This is a genomic window from Nakamurella alba, assembly GCF_009707545.1.
Classification (GTDB): Bacteria; Actinomycetota; Actinomycetes; order Mycobacteriales; family Nakamurellaceae; genus Nakamurella; species Nakamurella alba.
This window is the reverse complement of the sequence record NZ_WLYK01000003.1, coordinates 114684-138062: the sequence shown is the minus strand read 5'-3', so window position 1 is coordinate 138062 and position 23379 is coordinate 114684. Positions and strand designations below refer to the sequence as shown.

The window sequence follows — 23379 nt, the reverse complement described above, 5'->3', positions numbered from 1 at the left end:
CCGGGCCAGTACTCCGAATGCACTTCGCGCCACCTGACTGCGTTGTTTCGATCCCCGGCGAAGCGCAACAGTGTTTCGCCGGTCACCCGCGGTGGGGCACTGCGCAAACAAAGCGGAAATCACGTCCACGCCATCGGGGACTTACCGGATCGGTGATCAACAGATGACGATGAGTGACGAATTCTTGTGATTGCAGTACCCACGGTCGGAGGGGATCGCCTTGTCGTCTGCGCGCCCAGCGGAACGTCACCATCTACTTCCTCTCCGGAGAAAAGGACGACCGGCGAGCAGGTTGCGCAGCCGGGCCCGGGCGGCCGCGGCGTTGCTGCTGGTGCCCGTCCTGTTGCTGATGGGGACGACCCCGGTGCTGGCCGGGCCGGGCGATGTCAGCGCCGGCTCGGCCCGGTTCCTCGGCGGCACCCTGCTCGCCGGCGGCGTACCGCTGAACTCGATCGTCAGCCTCGGCGGTGCCGCAGCGACCAACTCGGGTACTGCGACCCCGATCACCGACGTGACCGGGCTCGAGCCCTCCGTGCTCAGCGCGCTCACCGTGAACCTGCCTGGCGGCCTGAACATCCCGCTCCCGAATTTGCTGACCCTGGGCGTGGCCAACCAGTACGCCCAGGCCTCCGACAACGGCATCTCCCGTGCCGGGTCCGGTGCGGTCAGCAACGACGGCTCGGTGTCGCTGGACGGCAGCAACGGGTTCCCGTCCGGTGCCACCCTGCAGCTGCAGCAGCTGCTGGGTGCCGCCTTCGCCGGCCAGGTCGCCGACCTGCAGGTGCAGCTGGGGGCCATCACCGGTGTCGCGGCCCAGGACGCCTCGCTGGGCGGCCTGTCCACCACCTGCCGCGGCGCCGGATCCAGCCTGTCCGCCCCGGTCAACTGCCGGGACTACAGCATCGCGGGCGGCCAGCTGCGGATCACCTCGCCCGCCGTCGCCGGGATCACCACCCTGCTCACCGGGGCCGGAGGAGTGGCACCCACCGTCGACACCGCGGTCAACTCCCTGGTCGGCCCGAACGGCCTGATCGCCCAGGCCCTGCAGACCGTGCTCGGGGTGACCGGACTGCTGGGCAACGGCGGGCTCACCGTCAGCATCACCGCCAACACCACCGCGGCACTGAACACCATCCTGGACACTCCGATCACCAGCGCCGACGGGGCGGTGACCATCAACCTGCGCACCGGGTTGATCACCGCGAACATCGACCAGCTGCTCACCGCCGCGGGCTCCGCCGGCCTGGCGAACCTGGCACCGAACAGCGAGATCCTGTCCGCTGCGGTCCTCAACGCACTCGTCGCCGACGTCGCCTCGATCCTCAACGGCGTCCCGGCGCTGGTGTCCACCGCGCTCACCGCCGCCCTCAACGCGGCGACCCTGCTGGTGAACGCGAACGTCTGTCTGCTGCAGATCGGCGCCACCTGTGTCACCCGGGTCAACGTCAACGTGAACGGCACGCTGGCCCAGGTGATCGCCGGCACCGCCCCGGCCAGCCTGGCGCTGGTCATCGCCGGCGCGCCGGTGGTCGTCCCACTCTCCACCCTGCTCGCCGCGCTGGCAGTGCCGATCTCCGCGGTGCTGTTCAACCCGACCACCGGCGTGATCGCCACGGTCACGAACGCCTCCTCGCCACTGCGGCTCGGGGTGACCGCGATCGTCAACGCGCTGGGTCCGGTGCTACGGCTGATCAACACGGTCGTGTCGCTCACCGGCAACGTGCAGGAGACGCCGTCGGCCGGGGTGAGCCGGGAGGTCGCGCTACGTGCCACCCTGCTCCAGTCCTCGGTCGCCGTGGTCGATCTCGGCCGCGCACAGGTCGGCCCGAATGTCGACGCGACCCCGCCGACAGCGGCGTCGCTGTCGCCGAACACCGGCCCGGCCGCCGGTGGCACCAGCGTGACGGTGACCGGCACGAACTTCGTCGCCGGTGCCACCACCGTGTCGGTCGACGGCACCGCCGTGCCCGCGGGCTCGGTGACGGTGAACAGCGCCACCTCGCTCACCTTCACCACACCGTCGCACGCACCGGGTCCGGTGCCGGTGGTGATCACCACCTCCGGCGGCTCCTCGCCACCGATCACCTACACCTACCAACCCGTTCCGGTCCCGGTGATCCAGGCACCGGCCGAGGGAGCGGTGCTCGCGACCACCACCCCGGTGATCTCCGGAACCTCCGCCGCCGCAGGCACTGTCACCGTCACCGAGGGTGGCGTGACCGTCTGCACGGCCACCGTGTCGGCCGGCGCCTGGAGTTGCACGCCGGCCTCACCGCTCTCCCTGGGTGACCACTCGGTGGTCGCCACCCTGACCGACACCGGCGGCAACGTCTCCGATCCCACTGCGGCGCGGACGTTCTCACTGCAGGTGGTGCCGACGCTGACCGGGATCGACCCGGCGTCCGGCCCGGTGGCCGGCGGCCAGACGGTCACCCTGACCGGCACCGGTTTCACCCCCGGCACCACCGTCACCATCGGCGGTGTGTCGGCCGGCGGGGTGAACGTGGTCGACGGCGGCACGCTGACCTTCGTCACGCCGCCGCACACCGCGGGCCCGGTCACGGTCACCGTCACCACCCCCGGTGGCACGTCGAACACCCAGCCCTACACGTACATCCCGGCGCCGGCGATCAGTGCGCTCGACCCCACGGCCGGCCCGGCCGCGGGCGGGCAGACCGTGACGGTCGACGGATCCGGGTTCGTCGTCGGTGCGACGTCGGTGACCATCGGCGGCACCCTGGTCCCGGCGGCCGCGGTCACGGTGAACAGCCCGACCTCGCTGACCTTCACCACCCCGGCGCACGCCCCGGGTGGCGTCCAGGTGTCGGTGACCGCGCCCGGCGGTACGTCCGGCTCGCTGGGCTACACCTACGTCCCGGCGCCGGTGATCACCGACATGACGCCGACCATCGGCCCGGTCGCCGGCGGCCAGACGGTCACCGTGACCGGCACCGACTTCGACCCCACCCCGGGCGCCACCTCGGTGACCGTCGACGGGATCACCGTCCCCGCCGGTGATGTCACCGTCTCCAGCGCCAACGAACTGACCTTCCTGACACCGGCGCACGCCGCCGGTGGCGCGCAGGTGCGGGTCGTCACCACGACCGGCGGCACCTCCGGTCCGCAGCCGTACACCTACGTGCCGGTGCCCGGGGCGGCGTCGCTGACCCCGGTCGCCGGGCCGCAGGCCGGCGGAACACTCGTCACCGTCACCGGTTCCGGTTTCGTCCCCGGCGTCACCACCGTCACCTCTGACGGGACCGCCGTCCCGGCAGGCGATGTCACGGTGGTCAACGGCACCACGCTCACCTACCTGACCCCGGCGCACGCGCAGGGCCCGGTCGACGTCGTGGTCAGCACGCCGGGCGGCAGCAGCACCCCGCCGCTCACCTTCACCTACAACCCGTTCCCGACCGCGGCCGCGCTGTCGCCGGCGGCCGGCCCGATCACCGGCGGCCAGCTGGTCACGGTGACCGGCACCGGGTTCGTCCCCGGCGCCACCTCGGTGACGATCGACGGCACGGTCATCCCGGCAGCCGGGGTCACCGTCAGCAGTCCGACGTCGCTGACCTTCGTCACGCCCGCCCACGCCGCCGCCGCGGTCGACGTCACGGTGGACACGCCGAACGGCACGACCGCCCCGCTGACCTACACCTACCTGCCGACGCCCACCGCGGCCTCGATCGCCCCGGACACCGGCGAACTCGCCGGTGGCTACCCGGCGGTCATCACCGGCACCGGGTTCGTCCCGGGGGTCACCACGGTGACCTTCGACGGCGCCACGCTGGTCCCCGCGGTGAACGCCGGTGGCACCACCGCCACCATCACCGTGCCGGCCGGCACGGTGGCCGGGGTGCCGGTCGCCGTGGTGGTCACCAACGGCCCGGGCAGCACCGCTGCGCCGCTCGAGTTCACCTACGCCGCACCGTCGATCACCGCTTCGACCCCGGTCTCGCCGGGGACCAGCAGCCTGATCACCGGGTCCGGCTGGCCGGCGAACACACTGGTGACGATCCAGCTGCTGGACGCCGCGTCGGCCCCGGTCGCCGGTGGCGTGACCACCGCGACCACCGACGCCGACGGTGACCTGCCGACCGGCACGGCGCTGCCGATCCCGGTCGGGACGCCGCTGGGCGGCGGCTACTCGGCCGCGTCGAGCGACGCCAACGGCAACACCGCCACCGCGCCGATCACCGTGCAGGCACCGCCCCCGGGCACCCCGGTCATCGACACCCTGACCCCGGCGGGCGTGGGCCTGCCGGGTGGGGAGACCGTCACCATCCAGGGTGAAGGATTCCTCCCGGGCATCAGCACGGTGTTGGTCAACGGCGTGACGGTCCCGTCGATCGTGCTCGCCCCGGACACGATGATCTTCCCGGCGCCGCCCGGCACCGAGCCCGGCCCGGTCACCGTCCAGGTGACCAACGGTCCCGGCCTGCTCTCCAACGCACTGTTCCTGGAGTACGCGGACCCGACGGTCACCGTCACCGGGCCGGTCCCGGCCGGTACCGACGTCCCGGTGTCCGGTGCCGGCTGGCCGCCGGCCGACGCCCTGACCGTCCAACTGCTGGACCCGGTCGGCACCCCGGTCGGCGCGCCGGCCGCGGTGACCACCGGTGTCGGCGGTGGCTTCGGCCCGGTCGACCTCCCGGTCCCGGCGACCGCGGCACCCGGCACCTACTCGGTGCGGGTGAGCGACGGCGCCGGCACGGCGATCACCGAGCCCCTCGGTGTCACCGCGGCCGCCCCGACGGCGACCGCCATCGACCCGGCGGCCGGCCCGGCCACCGGCGGGCAGACCGTGACGATCACCGGCACCGGGCTGCAGTACGGCCCGACGACGGTGTCGGTGGGCGGAACCCCCGCCACCGACGTGACCCCCGCACCGGACGGCACCTCGCTCACCTTCACCACGCCGCCCGGGACCCCCGGCGCGGTCGGCGTCACCGTGACCACCGCGGGCGGCACCACCACACCGGCCCTGACCTACACCTACGTCGCGGCGCCGACCTCCGACGCCCTCGCTCCCGGCAGCGGGCCGATCGCCGGTGGCACCACGGTCTCGATGACCGGCACCGGTTTCGTGCCCGGCGCGACCACCGTCACGATCGGCGGGATCACCGTGCCGGCAGCGGATGTCACGGTGAACGGCACCGGGACGGCGCTGGCCTTCGACACCCCGGCGCACGCCACCGGGACCGTCGACGTCACCGCCACCACGATCGGCGGCACCACCGCGCCGCTGGCCTTCACCTACCTCCCGGTGCCGACGGCGACCACCATCGACCCGGCCGCCGGACCGGTCGGCGGGGGACAGACGGTGTCCATCACCGGATCCGGGTTCGTGGCGGGTGCCACCACGGTGGCGTTCGACGGGGTGCCCGGCACGGCGGTGACCGTGACCCCGGGCGGCACCTCGCTGACCGTGGTCACCCCGGCGCACGTCGCCGGCACCGTGCCGGTCACCGTCACCACGCCGGGCGGCACCAGCGCGCCGCTGGACTACGACTACCTGCCGGCTCCGACGGCCACCGCCCTCGACCCGGTGCAGGGGCCGGCGGCGGGCGGCCAGACGGTCACCGTGACCGGGACCGGCTTCGTCCCCGACCTCACCACGGTCAGCATCGGCGGGGTCGACATCGACACCGCCGACGTGGATGTCACGTCGCCGACCTCGCTGAGCTTCACCACCCCGGCCCACGCGCCGGGGGCGGTGACGGTGTCCGTGCAGACCCCGGGCGGGGCCTCCGCGCCGCTGGCCTACACCTACGTCGCGGCGCCGGTGGTCACCTCGCTCACCCCGGACCACGGCACCGAGAGCGGCGGCACCACCGTCACCGTCACCGGGAGCGGCTTCGTCGCCGGTGAGACCTCGCTGACCATCGGCGGTCTCACCGTCGACCCGGCGGACGTCGACGTGACGGCGCCGACCTCGCTCTCCTTTGTCACCCCGGCCCACGCGCCGGGCACGGTGCAGGTGCGGGTGCTGACCGTCGGCGGGACCTCCGGCCCGCTGCCGTACACCTACGACCCGGTGCCGACGGCCGCCTCGCTGTCGCCGGACACCGGCCCGCTGGTCGGCGGCACCCTGGTCACCGTCACCGGGACCGGGTTCGTTCCGGGGCTGACCGGGGTGACCCTGGACGGCACACCCACCCCGGTGACCGTCGGTTCGGACACCTCGCTGACCTTCCTCACGCCGCCCGGTGTGGTGGCCGGCGACACCCTGGCCGTGGTGGTCACCAACGGGGTGGGCGCCGAGTCCACGCCGCCGCTGACCTTCACCTACGGCGACCCGACGGTCTCCGCCGGATCCCCGGGCGTGGTCGGCACGCCGACGCCGGTCACCGGCACCGGCTGGCCGGCCGGTGCCGCGGTGACGATCACCCTGCTGGACGGCGCGACACCGGTGACCGGGGCGACGATCTCGACGACGACCACCGCCTCCGGGACGTTCCCCGGCGGGGTGCTGCTGCCGCTGCCCGACGGCACACCGGCCGGTACCCACACCGTCTCGGCGGACGACGGGGAGGGCAACACGGCGACCGACACACTGGTGGTCATCACCACCCCGCCGCCGGCCGCGCCGACGATCGACGCCATCGCGCCGGACTCCGGTCCGCTGCTCGGCGGCACCGAGGTCACCCTCACCGGAACCGGTTTCGTCCCGGGCACCGTGGTGCTGTTCGACGGAACGGAGATCACCCCGGATGCGGTGTCCGGCACCGAACTGACCTTCACCGTGCCGGCCGGCACGCTGGCCGGGCCGGTGTCGGTGCAGGTGCAGAACCCGGACGACCTGGTCTCCGGCGTCGTGCAGTACACCTACGACGATCCGCAGCTCACTGCCGACGACCCGGTCGCCGCGGGTGGCACGCTGTCCGTCGACGCCACCGGATGGCCGGCGGATGACGACGTGAGCATCGTGCTGATCGGACCGGACGGACCGATCACCGCGCCGGTCACGGTGACCACCTCGGGCACGGGCACCCTGTCCGATGTGCCGGTGACGGTGCCGTTCTCGACGCCGCCGGGGACCTACACGCTGCGGGCCACCGACGCGGCCGGCAACGTGGTGACCACCGAGATCACCGTCACCGCAGTGGTGCCCACGCTCTCGGCGCTGACCCCGGACAGCGGCCCGCTGACCGGCGGCCAGACGGTCACCGTCACCGGCACCGGCTTCCTGCCCGGCACCGTGGTCCGCGTCGGTGACGTCGAGATCACCCCCACCGCCGTCGATCCCGACGGCACCTCGCTCACCTTCGTCACCCCGCCGGGCGGCCTGGCCGGCGGTGTGCCGGTGACGGTCGTGTCCGGTGGGCAGGAGAGCGACCCGCTCACCTACGACTACCTCGATCCGGAGCTGTCGGCCGGCCCGACCGTGCTGAAGGCCGGGGAGTCGACGACGGTGTCGGGCACCGGCTGGCCGCCGGGCGCCGAGGTGACGGTGCAGCTGGCGACCCCGGACGGCACCCCGGTCGGTGATCCGGTGACGGTCACGGCGGGCGACGACGGCACCTTTGAGGTGTCCGTCCCGGTGCCCGCCGGCACACCGTCCGGCCCGTACGTGGTGGTTGCCGGTGACACCGCCGGCAACTCGGTGGACACCGACATCACCGTGGTGCCCAGGGTTCCGGTGATCCGGATCGTCATCCCGACGCACGGTCCGCTGCCCGGCGGCACCGAGGTGACGGTGGGCGGCGACGGGTTCGGCCCGGACACCACGGTCGACTTCGGCGGCACCACCGTGACGCCGGACTCGGTCTCCGACGACGGCACCGAGCTGACCTTCACCACCCCGCCGGGCACCGTGTCCGGTGTGGTCCGGGTGACGCTGGTCAATGGTCCGGGGGCGGTGTCCGACCCGATCGAGTTCACCTTCGACGCGCCGCTGGTCACCGCGACCTCACCGGTGCCGCCGGGCGGCACCAGCACCATCGGTGGCGGCTGCTGGCCGGTCGGTGACGTGGTGACGGTCCAACTGGTGGACGCCGACGGTGACGCGGTGCCGGGCACAGCGATCACGGTGACGGCCGGGTCGGACTGCACCATCAGCGGCGGCCTGCCGATCCCGGCCGACCTTCCGCTGGGCGACTGGACGGTGCAGGCGGTCGACGGCTACGGCAACGTCGCCACGACGACGGTCACCGTGTCCACCGCTGCGGCGCCGCTGCTCTCGCTCCGCTACACCAGCCAGGTGCAGGGGACCGCACAGCTGAACGCGGTGTTCGGGTCGGGCTGGGAGGCCGGGTCGACGGTGCAGTTCCTGCTCGACTACGACACCGCCGCCATCGCCGGGGTGACCGTGGCGGCCGACGGCAGCTTCGGGGTCGACTTCGGTGTCAGCGGACTGGCGCTCGGCGAGCACACGGTGACCGCCGCCCAGGAGCGGGCCGACGGATCCGTCGCCACCCAGGTCGTGCGGTTCACCATCGTGCCGCCGGGCGGGCTCTCCTACACCGGCTTCGACCTCTGGGACGTCTTCCCCTTCGCCTGGCTGCTGATGCTGGCGGGTGTGGCATTCGTGGTCATCGGGCGGCGCCGCCGGCGGTCCTGATCAGCGGCTGATCGCGGCCGGTCCGCCCGGGGGAGATCCCGGGCAGGCCGGCCGTGGTCGTGGTGGGTCCGGCCCTCGAGTCGACCGGGACAGCCCCCCGGATCCCCGGTCGTCGGGGCACCCGGACTTGCCGGGCATTCGGCGGGTGCTATGCCCGGCACCCGCCGGCGTGACGGTCAGCGGTAGTTGGTGAACTGCAGCGCGACCCCGAGGTCGGCGTTCTTCAGCAGGGCGATGACGGCCTGCAGGTCGTCGCGCTTCTTGCCGGTGACCCGCAGCTGGTCGCCCTGGATCTGCGCCTGGACGCCCTTCGGGCCCTCGTCGCGGATCTTCTTCGAGATGATCTTCGCCTTGTCCGAGGCGATGCCCTCGACGATCTGGCCGGTGACCTTGAAGATCTTCCCGGAGGACGCGGGCTCGCCGATCTCGAAGGACTTCAGCGAGATGCCGCGCTTGATCAGCTTCTCCTTGAACACCTCGATCGCTGCGGCGCAGCGCTCCTCGGTCGAGGCGGAGATGGTCACGCCGTTCTCTCCCGCCCAGGCGATCGAGGCGTCGGTGCCGCGGAAGTCGAACCGCTGGGAGAGTTCCTTGGCCGCCTGCTGCAGGGCGTTGTCCGCCTCCTGGTGCTCGACCTTGCTCACGATGTCGAACGACGCATCCGCCATGTCCGTGTCCTCTCCTTCGTCGTGGTCGCCGGGCCGCCTCTCGCGCGGGCCGGCCGGTCCATTCTCCCCGACCTCACGGCGCCCGACGGTCGGCATCCGAGCGGCGTCCTGGCGGCAACCGGCGGGAATCGGACGACGGCGGACGCTCTCCCGGGCGGTGGTCCGCGGGACGGGCGGGGCGTGATCGGCCGATTGGGATTCCCCGCCCGGTTCCGGCTACTCTGTGCGGGCACTCCGGCCTGCCGGCGTGCACGGCAGGTTGCCCGAGTGGCCAAAGGGAGCTGACTGTAAATCAGCCGCGCAAGCTACGGGAGTTCGAATCTCTCACCTGCCACCCCCGTACGAATGGCTCCGGTCCGCCCGTGACAGGGCGGCCGGGTCACCTCTGATCCGCTGACCGTCGGTGCTCGGTGTCCGTTCCCGGGCGTCCCTGTCGGTCGCCGTGTTCGTTCCCGGGCGTCGCGGCTGCCCCGGAGGGCCGTACGGAGGCTGTTCCGCGTTCCACCACGGCCGCCGCGCCGTGCTGCCCGGTCGGGAAACGGTCACCCCGGGTGCCTGTGGCACGGCCGATCGATGTGCTGTTCATGCCGTTTGCCCAGTTCCGTGCCGGAACAGGACACTCCCGTGTCACCGAACGAACGAAATCCGTCACCTGACCGGGGTGAACACCGCTCCACAGGCTCCCTGAACGGGCCTGCCGGAGGCTACTGTCCGTACATGCCCGGGAAAGGCACATGACCTCTCGTTGCGCCGTGAACCTCCACGGTCGCGCTCACCCGGCCGGCCCGCGATGAGCGCGGGCCCGGCGGGGCATTCCCGCGCGCGCAGACGCCAGGTCGTCTACCCGATCGTCGCGACCGTCGTCCTCGTGGCGGCGCTGCCGATCTGGTGGTACGCGGTCACCCGGCAGCCCGACTACAACCACTCCCTCTGGCAGATGCTCGGCATCGGTGCCGTCCTCGTCGCCGGGTTCATCGCCGCGGAGATCTGGCCGCTGCGGATCGAGGTGGGCCGGGACACCGTCCTGATCACCCTGTCCGAGATTCCGGTGGTGATCGGCCTGCTGGTGGTGCCGGTGCACGTGGTCGGCCTGTCGGCGCTGATCGCCGCGCTGCTGGCCTTCCTGGTCCGGCGCGACGCCTGGCAGCACATCTACATCAACTGCGCCTTCGTGCTGTTCGAGAGCGCCGCTTCCGCCGCCGTGTTCGTGGCGTTCTACGAACTCCTGGGAGGTGGCCTCGGCGCCAAGTTCCTGGGGCTGTTCGTCGGCATCCAGATCGGTGTGCTGCTGATGGCGTTCGTGGTGGGCGAGACCCACCGACTGACGGCGCGTCAGGAGCCGGTGCGGCGCAACCTCGGCCGCATGGTGATCGTCGCCGCGGCCACCACCACGTTCGCCCTGACCGGCTACACCCTGGTCAGGTCCGGGACCTACGGCGCCGTGCTCTGCGGCGGGCTGGCGATCGCCATGGTCGTCCTCTACCGCACCTACGCCTCCTTCCTGCGCCAGCACCAGGACCTGGCCGGCATGTACACGTTCGGTCGCCGGGTCACCGCGATCGGCAGCGAGGACACCACCTGGCAGGGGCTGCTGGAGATGGTGCGCGAGCAGCTCAACGCCGCCGTCGCGACCCTGGTCCTCGTCGAACCGGTCGACGGCATCACCTTCCTGGTCAGCACCTCGGAGGACGGGGTCGCCCCGCCGCAGCTGCCGCCGCGCTCGGACGAGCTGCAGGAGGTGGCCATCCGCACCGGCCACGCGAGCGCCGGGATGCACCGCACCACCGACCCCGACCTGCTGGACGCCGTCGAGGCACGCGGGGCGCAGGAGGTCATGGTGGTCTCGCTGGCCTCCGGTGACCGCGTGCTCGGCTACCTCGAGGTGCGCGACCGGCTGGCCCGCTGGAGCACGTTCGGCAAGGACGACCTGCGCCAGCTGGAGAGCCTGGGGCAGCAGCTGGCCTCGTCGATCGACAACGTCCGGCTGGTCGAGTCACTGCGGCACGAGGCGCACCACGACGCGATCACCGGCCTGCTGAACTGGCGCGGGCTGCACTTCCGGACCGAGGAGTCGATCCGCGCCGGGAAGACGCCGGCCGTCCTCCTGCTGCAGCTCGGCGTGCTGCCCGAGGTGAACAACGCGATCGGCCATGACCGTGGCGAGCAGCTGCTGATCACCGCGGGGGAGCGGCTGGTGGAGACACTCGGTCCGCAGACCGCGGTCGCCCACCTGGAGAGCGACCGCTTCGGCCTGCTCATCGAGACCACCCCGGAGGACGAGGTCGAGGAGCTGGCCCGCACGCTGCTGGCGGTGACCGGCCAGTCCTACCAGCTGGAGGGCGTGGACATCGAGCCGCACGCCCGGATCGGCATCGCCTTCGTCGACCCCAAGGAGGAGCTGCCGGAGACCGCCGGCACGCTGCTGCAGCGGGCCGAGATGGCGCTGACGGCGGCCCAGGCGGCGGACGAGTCGATGCGCTCGTACTGGTCCGGGATGGGCGAGGTGTTCCGGCGCCGGTTCCAGCTGGTGACCCAGTTCCGCCGGGCGGTCGACCAGGGGTCGATCACCGTGCAGTACCAGCCGAAGATCAGCCTGGCCGACCGCGAGCTCGTGGGCGTCGAGGCGCTGGTGCGCTGGACCCACCCGGAGCTCGGCGCGGTCCCGCCGTCGGAGTTCGTCGAGGCCATCGAGGCCACCGGCTCCATCGATCTGCTGCTCGAGCATGTGCTGGAGATCGTGCTGGCCCAGATCAAGGTGTGGGTGGACCGCGGGCTGCGGATCGCCGTCGCGGTGAACCTGTCCGTCCGCAACCTGTCCGCCCCGGACTTCCCGGCCACGGTGGCCGCCGGCCTGGAGCGGCACGGGGTCGAGGCGTCGCTGCTGACCCTGGAGATCACCGAATCCAGCGTCATGGCGGACCCGGAGCGCTACCTGCCGGTGCTGCGCCAGCTGCACGCCCTCGGGGTGAACCTCTCGGTCGACGACTTCGGGACCGGCTACTCCTCGCTGGCCTACCTGCGCCGGCTGCCGATCGACGAGATCAAGATCGACAAGTCGTTCGTGCAGGGCATGATCACCGACCTCGGTGACCTGGCCATCGTCCGCGCGATCATCGACCTCGGGCACTCCCTGGGGCTGCGGGTCGTCGCGGAAGGCGTCGAGGAGGAGGCCGCGCGCGATGCCCTCAAGACGCTGCGCTGCGACGACCTCCAGGGCTTCCTGGTGTCCCGTCCGCAGCCGATCGACAAGCTCGAGTCCTGGATGAACTCGACGATGGTGCGTACCCGTCAGCCGGGCGGACAGCAGGTGCTGCGCCTCACCGTCGGCTGAGCTTCCTCGCATCGGCGGTCGCTTCTGCCTCCTGTGGTGCCCTGCGGTTTGTGCCGTGCATGCCGGCTCTTGGGTCGCCTGCCGTACCGTGCTGCCGGGCCCCCGGGTGGGCCGCGTGCCGTGCCGTGCATGCCGGGCCGGCCCCTGAGTGAGCCGCCGTGCCGCGCCGTGCCGTGCATGCCGGGCCCCTGGGTGGGCCGCCGTGCCGTGCATGCCGGGCCCCTGGGTGGGCCGCCGTGCCGTGCCGTGCCGTGCATGCCGGGCCCCTGAGTGGGCCGCCTGGCCGCGCCGCCGGCGCAGCCGCGGCCCGTGCCGTGCATGTCGCCCCCGCGCGCCTGCCTTGTCGCCGGCGCGGCCGCTGAGCGGCCTGTGCGCGTAGGAAAGTGGCGACTCCGGTCCCACTCGTCCCAGCGGCGCGAACTTCCCACGCGTCGAGGATGATGATCCTCGCGACCGGGGTCGGGGTGGAAGTGGCCTGACCAGGCGTTTTCTTCCCGGTCGCGGTGTCCTGTATTGTTGTCGACGGCTCAGCGCCGGTCCTTCCGGAGCGGCGCGGACCAGTGCGGTGCCCCCTTAGCTCAGTCGGCAGAGCGTCTCCATGGTAAGGAGAAGGTCTACGGTTCGATTCCGTAAGGGGGCTCGGGAAACACCGGCCGCGGACGGTTCACCAGGGTGAGCGGTCCGTGGCCGGTTTTCCGTGCAGGCGGGGAGCAGGTGCCCGCCAGGGCGGTGTAGCTCAGTTGGTAGAGCAAGCGGCTCATAATCGCTGTGTCGCCGGTTCAAGTCCGGCCACCGCTACCCCCGGTCGCCGGGTCACCGGCGCCGTTGCAGAAGGGGTGCCCGGGGTTCCTCCCCGGGCGCCGACACCGGTACCAGTGAGGGAAAGAGGCAGCTGACGTGGCCGCCACCGACGTTCGTCCGAAGATCACGCTCGCGTGCGAGGTCTGCAAGCACCGCAACTACATCACCCGCAAGAACCGGCGGAACGATCCCGATCGTCTCGAGATCAAGAAGTTCTGCCCGAACTGCGGCGTGCACCGCGCCCACAAAGAGACCCGCTGACGGTTCTCGCCGTGCCGCTGGATCCGACCTACGTCGGCAGGACCTTCCCGCTCGAGCAGCCGTATCTCGTCGGCGTCGAGAAGATCCGGGAGTTCGCCGCCGCGATCGGTGACGACAATCCGCTCTACCACGACAGGGTGGCCGCGCGTTCCGCCGGCCACCCTGACGTCGTGGCCCCGCCGACGTTCGCGATGACGTTGGTGATCCCCGCCCAGGACCTGTTGATCGACGATCCGGGTCTGGGTCTGGACTTCTCCCGGGTGGTCCACCGCGATCAGCGGTTCACCCATCACCGCCCGATCCACGCCGGCGACGAACTGCACACCACCATCGTGGTCGAGTCGATCCGGGTGCTCGCCGGCAACGACGTGCTGGGTCTGCGCACCGAGATCGTGGACGGCGACGGCAGCCCGGTCTGCACCGGCACCGGCACCCTCGTGGCCCGGGGGATCTGATGACCTCCACGCTGCCGCAGCCCGTACTCGCCGACCTGACCGTGGGCGACGCCCTCCCGCCGTTGACCGTCCAGGTCCGGCGCGGCCAGCTGGTCCGCTACGCCGGCGCCTCCGGCGACTTCAACCCGATCCACTGGAACGCCCGGGTGGCGACCTCGGTCGGGCTGCCCGACGTGATCGCCCACGGCATGCTCACCATGGCCCTCGGCGGCCGGCTGGTGACCGACTGGGCCGGTGACCCGGGCCGGGTCCTGGACTACGGCGTCACCTTCACCCGCCCCGTCCCGGTGCCGGACGACGAGGACGGCGCGACCGTCGAGTTCACCGCGCTGATCGGCGCGATCGATGCCGACGCCGGCACCGTGCGGGTGGACCTCACCGCACGGTTCGCCGGGCAGACCGTGCTGGGCAAGGCCCGCGCCACCGTCCGCCTGAGCTGATCTCCCTCCCACCGCGCCTCGTCGTCAAGGCCGGGCTCGCAGGGGCGACATCGGCGACCCCTGCCCCACGCGTCCCATGTCCGGGCCGGGGTGACCTGCGGGCGTCGGTGATCCCTGCCCACCAGCGCCCTGATCTTGCAGGGGCGAACTCGGCGACTCCTGTCCCACGCGTCCCATTTCCCGCTCAGGGCGACCTGCGGACGGACATGATCCACGCGAACGTCGGGGCACGAGTGCAAGGATCCCCGGGAACGACGAGAGCCGGTGACCCGCACAGGGTCACCGGCTCTCGTCGTCAGCTCAGCGCATCACAACTCGGTACGCCGGGCCGGGCCGCAGCGCTCAGCCGCGGCCCGGTCGGGATCAGGACAGACCCTTCTCCGACAGCCAGGCGTCGGCGACCGCGTCGGAAGCGGTACCGGCGGCGACCTTCGAGTTGAGGTCGATCAGGTCCTCGGTGGTCAGCACGGCGGAGACGGCGTTGAGCGCCTCCTCGACCGCCGGGGTGGACTTCTCCGCGTTGATCAGCGGCAGCACGTTCTGCGCGGTGTACAGGTTCTCCGGGTCCTCGAGGATGACGAAGCCGTTCGCCTCGATGGCCGGGTCGGTGGTGAACAGGTCGGCGGCGTCGACCTGGCCGTTCTTCAGGCCGGCCACGGTCAGCGGGCCGCCCGCGTCCAGCGTCTTGAACTCGCTGAACTCGACGCCGTACTTCTCCAGCAGGCCCGGGACGCCGTCGGGACGGGTCTCGAACTCCGGTGCGCCACCCAGGATCAGGTCGCCGGCCACCGGCTGCAGGTCCGCGATGGTCTTCAGGTTGTACTTCGCCGCGGTGTCCGCGGTGACGCCGATCGAGTCCTTGTCCTCGGCCGCCGACTGGTCCAGCACCTTGAGGCCGTCGCCGACCGCGGCGGGCAGCGCCGCGTAGATGTCCTCGGAGCTGGCCGCGGTGGACTCGGCGTCGAAGTAGGCGAGCAGCACGCCGCTGTACTCCGGCACCAGGTCGATGGAGCCGTCCTGCAGCGCGGGGATGTAGGCCTCGCGGCTGCCGATGCGCGGCTTGAGCTCGACCGTGACGTTCTTGGCCTCGAGGGCACCGGCGTAGATGTTCATCAGCAGCTCGGACTCGCCGAAGTCGGCGGACCCGATGATGACGGTCTGGCCGGTGCCGTCGGCCCCGCCGGTCGAGCTGCCCTCGGACGCCGAGCCGGGGGCCTCCGAGGAGGAGGTGCCCGCATCCGAGCTGGTCGGGGCGGCGGAACTGGCGGCGCTGGAGGTGGTGGCGGCGGGAGTGGTCGACGTGGCGGGCGTCGAGTCGCTGCCGCAGCCGGCCGCGACCAGCGCGAGCGCGGTGGCGGCCGCCGCGATCGCGGAGAGGCGGATCTTCTTCATCGGTGTTTCCTTTCGGGCATGACCGGCGGGTGCCGGACACGGATCGGAGTGCTGACATCCTCGGGGACAGAGCACGACTGCGTCAGATCGGGGTCAGATCGGGGTGGTCTCAGGGCGGTTCCGGGTCGGACCAGGGGCAGACCCGGCCGGCCGTCAGGTGGTGACGGCCCGTGGTGGGTGTCCTTTCTCCGTCCCGCCGGTGACCGGGTCGGCCTCGGCGACGACGGGTTCCTGGACGGACAGATCGGCCGGTCCGGGCAGGTGCTTGCGGTACCGGCCGGTGATCCCGCGGGAGGTGGTGAACCGCTGGATCGTGGCCAGAATCAGGTCGAGCACCAGCGCCAGCAGGGTGACCAGCAGCGCGCCCGCCAGCAGCCGACCGGTGGCCAGGTGTCCGGTGGCGTTGTCCTGGAACGCGCCCTGACTGATGCCGCGGCGGATCGGGTCCCCCAGACCGCCCAGGCTGACGAAGGCGCCGATGGTCGCGGTGGCGATCACCTGCAGCGTCGCGCTGCGCAGGCCGGACATCATCAGCGGGTAGGCGTTCGGCAGTTCCACCCGCCACAGCACCTGACTGCCGGTCATGCCCATGCCCTTGGCGGCGTCCTTGATGGCCGGATCCACCTGCTGCACACCCGCGTAGGCGTTGGACAGCAACGGCGGCACCGCCATCAGGAACAGCACGATCTCCACCGGGATGATCGACGGCAGCTCCGTCCGCCCGGTGAAGTTCGGCGCGATCAGGATGTAGAGCAGCACCATCAGACCGAACGTCGGCAGGGCGCGGCTGGCGTTGACCAGGCCGACGATCACCGCCCCGCCCTTGTTGGTGTGCCCGATCCAGAGCCCGAGCGGGACCGCGATGATCGCGGCCAGCGCAATGGCGAAGAACGAGTACGACAGGTGGTCGAGGATGTTCTGCCACAGCCCGTTGCCGCCGTTCCAGTTCCGGGCGGTGGTCAGGTAGTCCCACAGATCGGCGAACATCAGGCACGCACCGCCCGTCGCCACGGGGTGAGCAGCCGAGTGCCGAGCAGGATCAGCGCATCCAGCACCAGCGCCAGCAGCACGGACAGGATGATGCCGATCAGGATCGGGTCGGCCCAGTCGTCCGAGGACGCGGAGAGCTGCAGCCCGATGTTGAACAGCCGGCCGAGCTGGTCGGTGCCGACGAAGGTCGCCACGGTGACCAGGCTGACGTTGGACACCGTCGCCACCCGGACGCCGGCGGCGATCACCGGGACCGCCAGCGGCAGCTCGACCTTGAAGAAGCGGCCGACCGGCTGGTACCCCATCGCGGTGGCGGCCTGCTTTGTCTCGAATGACACCGAGGCCAAACCGTCCGCGACCACCCGGACCAGCAGCGCGACCGCGTACACGGTGAGCGCGACGATCACGTTGACCACCGACAGGATCTGCGTGCCGAGGATGCCGGGCATCACCACGAACAACACCAGCGACGGGATCGTGTACAGCAGGCCGGCGATGGTGATCACCGGCGGATAGGTCCACTTGAAGCGGTTGGCCACCCAGCCCAGTGGCAGCGCCACGACCAGCCCGAGGACGACCGGGATGACCGACAGGTAGAAGTGGTCCCACAGGTAGCCGAGGATCTCGGCGCTGTGCTCGGAGAAGTAACCGAACATCACACCGCCTCGGGGGTGCCCTGGCGGGCCTCGATCCGGGCCACCACGTCGGCGACGGTCACCGTGCCGACGAGCCGCTGGTCGGCGTCCACGATCACGCCGCGGCCGGACGGCGAGGACAGTGCGGCGTCCAGGGTGGTGCGCAGGGCGGCGCCCTCCTCGGCCAGGGTGCCACCGAGATTCAGCGTCTCCGGCAGGATCTGCCCGGACCCGGGGTGCGCGGCGACCTCGAGCCAGCCCTGCGGCCGCCTCTGGTCGTCGACGATCAGCACCCAGCCGTCCTCGGTCAGCCCGCGCGCGCTGCCGAGGTCGGCCCCGAGCTCCAAGGTCACGGCCTCGCGCACCGGCACGGTGTCGGTGGTGAACCCGAGCGCGCGGTATCCGCGGTCGCGGCCGACGAAACCGGCGACGAACGGGCCGGCCGGCCGGGAGAGCAGTTCGGCCGGTGCGGCGAGCTGGGCCAGCACGCCGCCGACGTTGAGCACGGCGACCTGGTCACCGAGCTTGATCGCCTCGTCGATGTCGTGCGTGACGAACACGATCGTCTTGCCGAGTTCCTGCTGCAGGCGCAGGAACTCGGCCTGCAACTGCTCGCGCACGACGGGGTCGACCGCGGAGAAGGGCTCGTCCATCAGCATCACCGGCGGGTCGGCGGCGAGCGCCCGGGCCACCCCGACACGCTGCTGCTGACCGCCGGAGAGCTGCGCGGGATACCGTGAAGCGAAACGGGTCTCGAGGCCGACCCGCTCCAGCAGCTCCATCGCCCGCGCCCGGGAGGCCTTGCGGTCCATGCCGATGAGATCGGGCACGGTCAGCACGTTGTCCAGGATCGTCCGGTGCGGGAACAGCCCGGCGTGCTGGATGACGTAGCCGATGCCGCGGCGCAGCTGGGCGGGGGCGACCTTGCCGGTGTCCTGGTCGTCCATCCAGATCGTGCCCGAGGTCGGCTCGATCATCCGGTTGATCATCCGCAGCGAGGTGGTCTTGCCGCAGCCGGAGGGCCCGACGAACACGGTGATCTGTCCGGACGGCGCCTCCAGCGAGAGCGCGTCCACGGCCACCGTGCCGTCCGGGTAGCGCTTCGTCACTGCGTCGAATCTGATCATCGGTCACCACCGGGTCGGGAGGGCGGGCAGGGGCTGGTGCCGGCTCTGGTGCCGGCCCGGTCTCGGGAAGCAGGGCGGGTGCAGCTGTCGGGACGCCGGGGCGTCGGGGGACACAGGACCCGCACAGCGTGCCGTACGGGTCCGACAGTCGGCCGGGCGCGGTGCCCGATGGGTGTCATCCGGCGCGCTCCCGGGGGGTACCCGCGGCGGCGCCGTCGATGTGCGGTCCGTCGGAACCCGTGCCGACCGGTCCGGTCCCGATGACCGATCCGAACCGGGCGGAGAGCGCCGTTGCCTCGGCCGCGACCAGCCGGCCGATCGACAGGCCCTGGTCGTCGCCGATCCGATAGGTGGGGCCGACGACGGACAGCGCCCCGGCCACCACCGGCCGCCCGTTCCGGCCGGGACGGGTGATCGCGGCGGCGACCGCGGTGACATCCGGTTCGACCGCGGAGGCGACCACGACGAACAGGTGGGCGGCCGGGTCCTCCCGGAACACCCGGCCCACGGCCGTGCCGTCGAGCGGGACGGTACGGCCGACCCAGCTGGTGTGCCGGACCGAGTGGACGCCCTCGACCATCGCGGCGTACACGGCGGTGCCGGTCGGCCCGGGCAGGCTCAGGTACGCGGACTCGCCGCACCCGGCGACGATCCGGCTGAGCGCCGGACCGGCTGAGGTCACCAGGGCCTGCCGGCTCAGCGCCTGTGCGCCGAGCTGCACCAGCCGGGGGCCCGCGGAGAACAGGCCGTTGTCGTCGCGGTGGATCAGGCCGGAGGTCTCCAGGCTGCGCAGCAGCCGCAGGGCGGTGCTCGGCGCGAGGCCGGCGCGGCGGGCGCAGTCGGCGAGACCGATCTCCCCGTGGTCGCAGACCTGGGCGAGCAGCTGGACGGCGCGGTCCACGGCGCGGGTGGACGCCGCGCCGCCCACCGGGCCCATCGCTGCCGGATCGGGGAGATCGGGGGATGTCAACGGATCGCTCACGTTCGGTCGGCTCCCCTCGCGCTCGCGCCGCCGGTGGTCCGCCCCGGGCATCGAACCCGAGCCGTTCGTGTCCTCGCCGGGTGTCGACCTGTGGTCGACCGGCGATTCCCTGCCGATCCATGGAACTGCACTGCCGTTGGATGGAACAATTCTCCGGTGTCGCCCGGCGGTCAAGAGGTCGGGCGGGACTGATCGACTTCGTGACCTACCCGGAACACGGTGTTCACACGTGCGCGGTTGGTCGTCGGGTCCGGTCGGTGGTGCTGATTGCCCCGGGCCGCACCGACCCGCCGCCGGGCGGCAGTGCGGTCCCGGATGGTTCGATGCGGTCGTCACCAGCAGCCGGCCGGCCGGCGGACAGGGAGCAGTCTGTGGACGAGATCGCCATCACCGGAACGGATCTGGACATCGCTGGTGTCTTCGCGGTGTCGAGATCGGTGGCCGGTGCGGTCCTCGCCGATGCCGGCCGGGCCAACATCGAGGCCTCCTGGCGGTTCGCGATCGACGAGGCGACGCGGCGTCCGCTCTACGGCCGGTCGACGGGCGTCGGCGCGAACCGGACCGTCCCGGTCACCGGCGACCGGACGGCGCACGCGCTGGACCTGCTGCGCAGCCATGCCACGTCGGCCGGTGCGCCGCGCTCCGCGGACCGGGTGCGGGCGATGCTGGTGATCCGGTTGAACCAGCTCGCGGCCGGCGGATCCGGGGCCGGGCCGGGACTGGCCGACGGCCTGGTCGGGATGCTGCGGGCCGACGCCCTGCCGGTGGTCCGGGAATGGGGGAGCATCGGCACCGGGGACCTGTCCGCGCTGGCCACGACGGCGCTGACCCTGCTCGGCGAGCTGCCGACCGTCGATGGCCGGACCCTGCCGCCGGTGCCGTTCGAGGGCCCGGACGGACTGGCGTTCATCTCCAGCAACGCGGCGACGCTGGCCGACGCGGCGCTCGGCACCACGGAGCTGCTGGTGCTCGCCCGGGCCTGTCTCGGCATCGCGGCGTTGACCTTCGCTGCGGTCGACGGCAATGCCGAGGCCTTCGCGCCGGCGGTCCGGCAGGCGACCCCGTTCCCCGGGGTGGGGGTGGTCTGCGCCTCGATGCGCCGGCTGGTGGGGGAGGGCGACGCCCGGCCGCCGGCCCGCATCCAGGACCCGTTCGGGCTGCGGGCGTTGCCGCAGGTCATGGGGCCGGTACTCGACGCCTTGTCCGGCGCGAACGCCGTGCTGGTCCGGATGATCAACGCGCCGTCGGAGAACCCGGTGCTGCTGCCGCCCACGGACACCGCGCCCGGCCAGGTGGCACACCACGGCGCCTTCTACGCCTCGTACCTGCAGAGCGCCCTGGACGGCCTCAACCTGGCCGTGGCGCAGAGCGGCCAGCTGGTGATGGCTCGGCTGGCGACCCTGATCGAGCCGGCGTTCACCGGTCTCGCTCCGTTCCTGAGCGACGGCACCCCGGGTGCGTCCGGGGTGATGGTCTGTGAGTACGTGGCCGCCTCGGCCCTGGGTGAACTGCGCGCCGCCGCGCAGCCGGCCGGCCTGCAGACCGTGACCCTGTCCCGGGGGGTCGAGGAGGACGCCAGCTTCGCCTCGCTGGCCGCCTCCGCCACCCGCCGGATGGCCGGCCCGCTGCGCACCCTGCTGGCCGCCGAGCTGGTGGCCGCGGTCCGCGCGCACCGGATGCGGGCGGCGTCGGTGACCGGCCCGGTGGGGGAGTTGCTGGAGGTCTGCGCGGCGCTCCCGGCCGCGACGGAGGACCGCGATCTGACCGAGGACCTGCGCATCGCCGAGGAACTGCTGCCGTCGATCGCACGCCTGGTACCGCTTACCGGCTGATCCCGCCCGCCCCGTCCCGCGCGAGGATCATGATCGTCGGCGCGTACGAAGTGGTCGACTCCTGCATCACCAGTCCCAAACGGGGCAACTTCCCACGCGTCGGCGATGAAGATCCTCGCGCCAGGGGCGGGTCAGATCATGTCGTCGAGGGGGCGGAGTTCGTCGGCGTAGGACACCGATTTCCGTCGCAGCATCCCGCTGCGCGACACCGTGTACTGCCCCATCCGCCACAGCGGCGGGGAGTAGACGTGCACCGACACGCTGCCGGCGTCCCGGCCGGTGAGCCGGTGGATGTGGTCGGGCCCGAAGCAGAACACCTGGCCGGCGACGACCTCGGAGGCCATGGAGGGCGCGCCGACGGCGAGGTTGTGCTCGGTCAGGCAGCCCTGGGTGACGGCGACGGCGCCGGAGGAGACGTCGTGGTCGTGCCAGCCGGTGTCGTTCTGCGGCGTCCAGCACAGCACCCAGACGTCGACGTGGGCGTCCCGGTGCAGCGAGACGTAGTGCCGCTCGTCGTCGGAGAACGCGACGTGCTGCTGCCACTGCGCCGGGTCGGCGGCGATGGCGGCGGCGAGGGCGCGCAACTCCTCGGCGTCCAGGTCGCGATCGGGCAGGGTGTCGAGGGTGATCGCCGGGACCGCAGTGGTGGCGAGCACCTCCGGGATCGGGCGTGCCCCGTTGACCGGGCGGCCATCCGTGGACGGCAGGTTCACCAGCGTGGCCACCGCGTCCGACGTGGACTGCTCCTGGGGAGCGGCGGCGGTGGCGGGACCGGTGGCAGTGCCGGCAGCGGTCATGGTTGTCCTCCTTCGAGCAGGCGGGTGGGGTTGGTGACGCGGACGGCGTACATGCCCGCGTCACCCAGAGCGAGGTCGACGGGCCCGGCGTACGGGCGATCGGTGCCGTGCACGATCACGTCGATGCCGAGCACGCGGACGAGGGCGTCCACGGCGCGCGGGCCGTACGACGACACCTCGACGAAGGTGAGCGGGTCGATCCGGAACGGGCCACCACCGCGGGTGGTGAACCGCTCGTGGTGCACCGGGGCCAGGCCGGCACCGGCGGCGAAACAGATCCGCAGGTCGGGAAGCAGTGATCGACCGACGGCCTGCCACGCCCACCAGGCGGCGGTCAGCTGGGCCGGGTAGTCGACCACGGCCGGCCACCAGCCGGGCAGGTCGGACCGGTCTCCGGCGGGCACCGGCCCCGGGTGCACCAGCACCGGCCGGTCGGCGAGCTCGCAGACCCGCAGCACCGGGGCGATCGCCTCGACCGCGGCCGGCGCCCCGAGAGCAGTGGCGGGTACCTGTAGCCCGATCACGGCCGGGTCCGCCAGGGTGCGGGCGAGTCCGTCCAGGTCGGGGTCCTGCAGGCCGACCGCCGCCCAGGTCCGGAACGGATCCGGCAGGGCCGTCGCGCCGGAGTGCCAGGCCTCGATGAGCGGGGTCGCCTCGTCGGTCGGCAGGTACTCGATGCCGAGCGGGCTGGACAGCGACAGTCCGATCAGCGCGACATCGGCGTCCAGCGCCTGCCTGGCCGTCACGTCGTGGTCGGTCGGGGTCACCTCGAACACCGGCTCGCCGGGCAGGCTCAAGGACCAGCCGCGCAGGTAGGGCATGGTGCTGCGGGAGCGGAGCAGGTCGACCAGGGAGTCGGGCCACAGGTGCTGGTGGATGTCGACGACGGAAGCCGGCATGGTAGTCCTCCTCTCGGTGAAGCGGTTCACTGATGCGGTTCAGTGAAACGGTTCACCGATTGCGGTGTCAAGATCGGTCGTGTTTCCTGTCGATGACATCTTCGGCCGCACCCGGTGGGCGCGGACCGGCCCGCGGTTCGTCCCGGTTGTCCGGAACCGCCCCGGGGCAGTTGGCGAGGCCCCGTCGGGCGGTCGGACAACCTCCGGCT

The 23379-nt window shown here is 72.1% G+C and carries 14 protein-coding genes and 3 tRNA genes; 9 read left to right on the top strand and 8 right to left on the bottom strand.

The genetic code is table 11. The annotated features are described in order from the left end of the window. Positions 1 to 292 precede the first annotated feature (292 nt). Positions 293 to 8560 carry an IPT/TIG domain-containing protein gene (locus tag GIS00_RS10905; RefSeq protein ID WP_154768482.1) on the top strand — a complete coding sequence of 2756 codons (8268 nt, stop codon included), beginning with the start codon at positions 293 to 295 and terminating at the stop codon, positions 8558 to 8560. Positions 8561 to 8736: 176 nt separating this feature from the next. Here the strand turns inward: GIS00_RS10905 and GIS00_RS10900 are convergent, their stop codons facing one another. Continuing rightward, positions 8737 to 9228 carry a YajQ family cyclic di-GMP-binding protein gene (locus GIS00_RS10900; protein WP_154768481.1) on the bottom strand — a complete coding sequence of 164 codons (492 nt, stop codon included), beginning with the start codon at positions 9226 to 9228 and terminating at the stop codon, positions 8737 to 8739. 253 nt (positions 9229 to 9481) lie between these two features. Here GIS00_RS10900 and GIS00_RS10895 point away from each other — a divergent pair. The 7 genes from GIS00_RS10895 to GIS00_RS10865 all read left to right on the top strand — a co-directional run bounded on the left by GIS00_RS10895 (position 9482) and on the right by GIS00_RS10865 (position 14516). Further along, a tRNA-Tyr gene (locus GIS00_RS10895) sits at positions 9482 to 9562 on the top strand. A 456-nt stretch (positions 9563 to 10018) separates the two neighbouring features. Next, complete coding sequence (locus GIS00_RS10890; protein ID WP_154768480.1) at positions 10019 to 12559, top strand: putative bifunctional diguanylate cyclase/phosphodiesterase; 2541 nt, start codon at positions 10019 to 10021, stop codon at positions 12557 to 12559. 567 nt (positions 12560 to 13126) lie between these two features. Continuing rightward, positions 13127 to 13199, top strand: a tRNA-Thr gene (locus GIS00_RS10885). A gap of 85 nt (positions 13200 to 13284) precedes the next feature. Next, positions 13285 to 13357, top strand: a tRNA-Met gene (locus tag GIS00_RS10880). Positions 13358 to 13456: 99 nt separating this feature from the next. After that, positions 13457 to 13621, top strand: coding sequence for a 50S ribosomal protein L33 (gene rpmG, locus GIS00_RS10875; RefSeq protein WP_322097836.1), 165 nt, complete (start codon positions 13457 to 13459; stop codon positions 13619 to 13621). Positions 13622 to 13632: 11 nt separating this feature from the next. After that, positions 13633 to 14076: an FAS1-like dehydratase domain-containing protein gene (locus GIS00_RS10870; RefSeq protein WP_322097835.1), complete on the top strand. Its 444-nt coding sequence runs from the start codon at positions 13633 to 13635 to the stop codon at positions 14074 to 14076. After that, positions 14076 to 14516: a MaoC family dehydratase gene (locus tag GIS00_RS10865; RefSeq protein ID WP_154768479.1), complete on the top strand. Its 441-nt coding sequence runs from the start codon at positions 14076 to 14078 to the stop codon at positions 14514 to 14516. Before GIS00_RS10870 ends, GIS00_RS10865 begins: the two co-directional genes overlap by 1 nt. A 363-nt stretch (positions 14517 to 14879) precedes the next feature. On the opposite strand, the gene GIS00_RS10860 is transcribed toward GIS00_RS10865, so the two are convergent. From GIS00_RS10860 to GIS00_RS10840, 5 genes are all read right to left on the bottom strand, one after another. After that, complete coding sequence (locus GIS00_RS10860; RefSeq protein ID WP_154768478.1) at positions 14880 to 15908, bottom strand: ABC transporter substrate-binding protein; 1029 nt, start codon at positions 15906 to 15908, stop codon at positions 14880 to 14882. Between the two features lie 153 nt (positions 15909 to 16061). Next, complete coding sequence (locus GIS00_RS10855; protein WP_154768477.1) at positions 16062 to 16895, bottom strand: ABC transporter permease; 834 nt, start codon at positions 16893 to 16895, stop codon at positions 16062 to 16064. Continuing rightward, the gene (locus tag GIS00_RS10850; protein ID WP_154768476.1) at positions 16895 to 17554 is read right to left on the bottom strand and encodes an ABC transporter permease; all 660 of its coding nucleotides are present in this window, start codon (positions 17552 to 17554) and stop codon (positions 16895 to 16897) included. The genes GIS00_RS10855 and GIS00_RS10850 overlap by 1 nt, the downstream gene beginning before the upstream one ends. Then, positions 17554 to 18660 carry an ABC transporter ATP-binding protein gene (locus tag GIS00_RS10845; RefSeq protein ID WP_154768475.1) on the bottom strand — a complete coding sequence of 369 codons (1107 nt, stop codon included), beginning with the start codon at positions 18658 to 18660 and terminating at the stop codon, positions 17554 to 17556. The genes GIS00_RS10850 and GIS00_RS10845 overlap by 1 nt, the downstream gene beginning before the upstream one ends. A gap of 175 nt (positions 18661 to 18835) precedes the next feature. Further along, entirely contained in the window at positions 18836 to 19642 is an 807-nt protein-coding gene (locus tag GIS00_RS10840; protein WP_322097833.1) for an IclR family transcriptional regulator, read from the bottom strand. Between the two features lie 371 nt (positions 19643 to 20013). On the opposite strand from GIS00_RS10840, the gene GIS00_RS10835 reads away from it, so the two are divergent. After that, on the top strand, positions 20014 to 21474 hold the full coding sequence (locus tag GIS00_RS10835; RefSeq protein ID WP_196073225.1) for an aromatic amino acid lyase: 1461 nt from the start codon (positions 20014 to 20016) through the stop codon (positions 21472 to 21474). A gap of 131 nt (positions 21475 to 21605) precedes the next feature. On the opposite strand, the gene GIS00_RS10830 is transcribed toward GIS00_RS10835, so the two are convergent. After that, complete coding sequence (locus GIS00_RS10830; protein WP_154768473.1) at positions 21606 to 22271, bottom strand: cysteine dioxygenase; 666 nt, start codon at positions 22269 to 22271, stop codon at positions 21606 to 21608. Beyond that, positions 22268 to 23170 (bottom strand): amidohydrolase family protein, encoded by a 903-nt coding sequence (locus GIS00_RS10825; RefSeq protein ID WP_154768472.1) that lies wholly within the window; start codon positions 23168 to 23170, stop codon positions 22268 to 22270. Before GIS00_RS10825 ends, GIS00_RS10830 begins: the two co-directional genes overlap by 4 nt. Positions 23171 to 23379 lie beyond the last annotated feature (209 nt).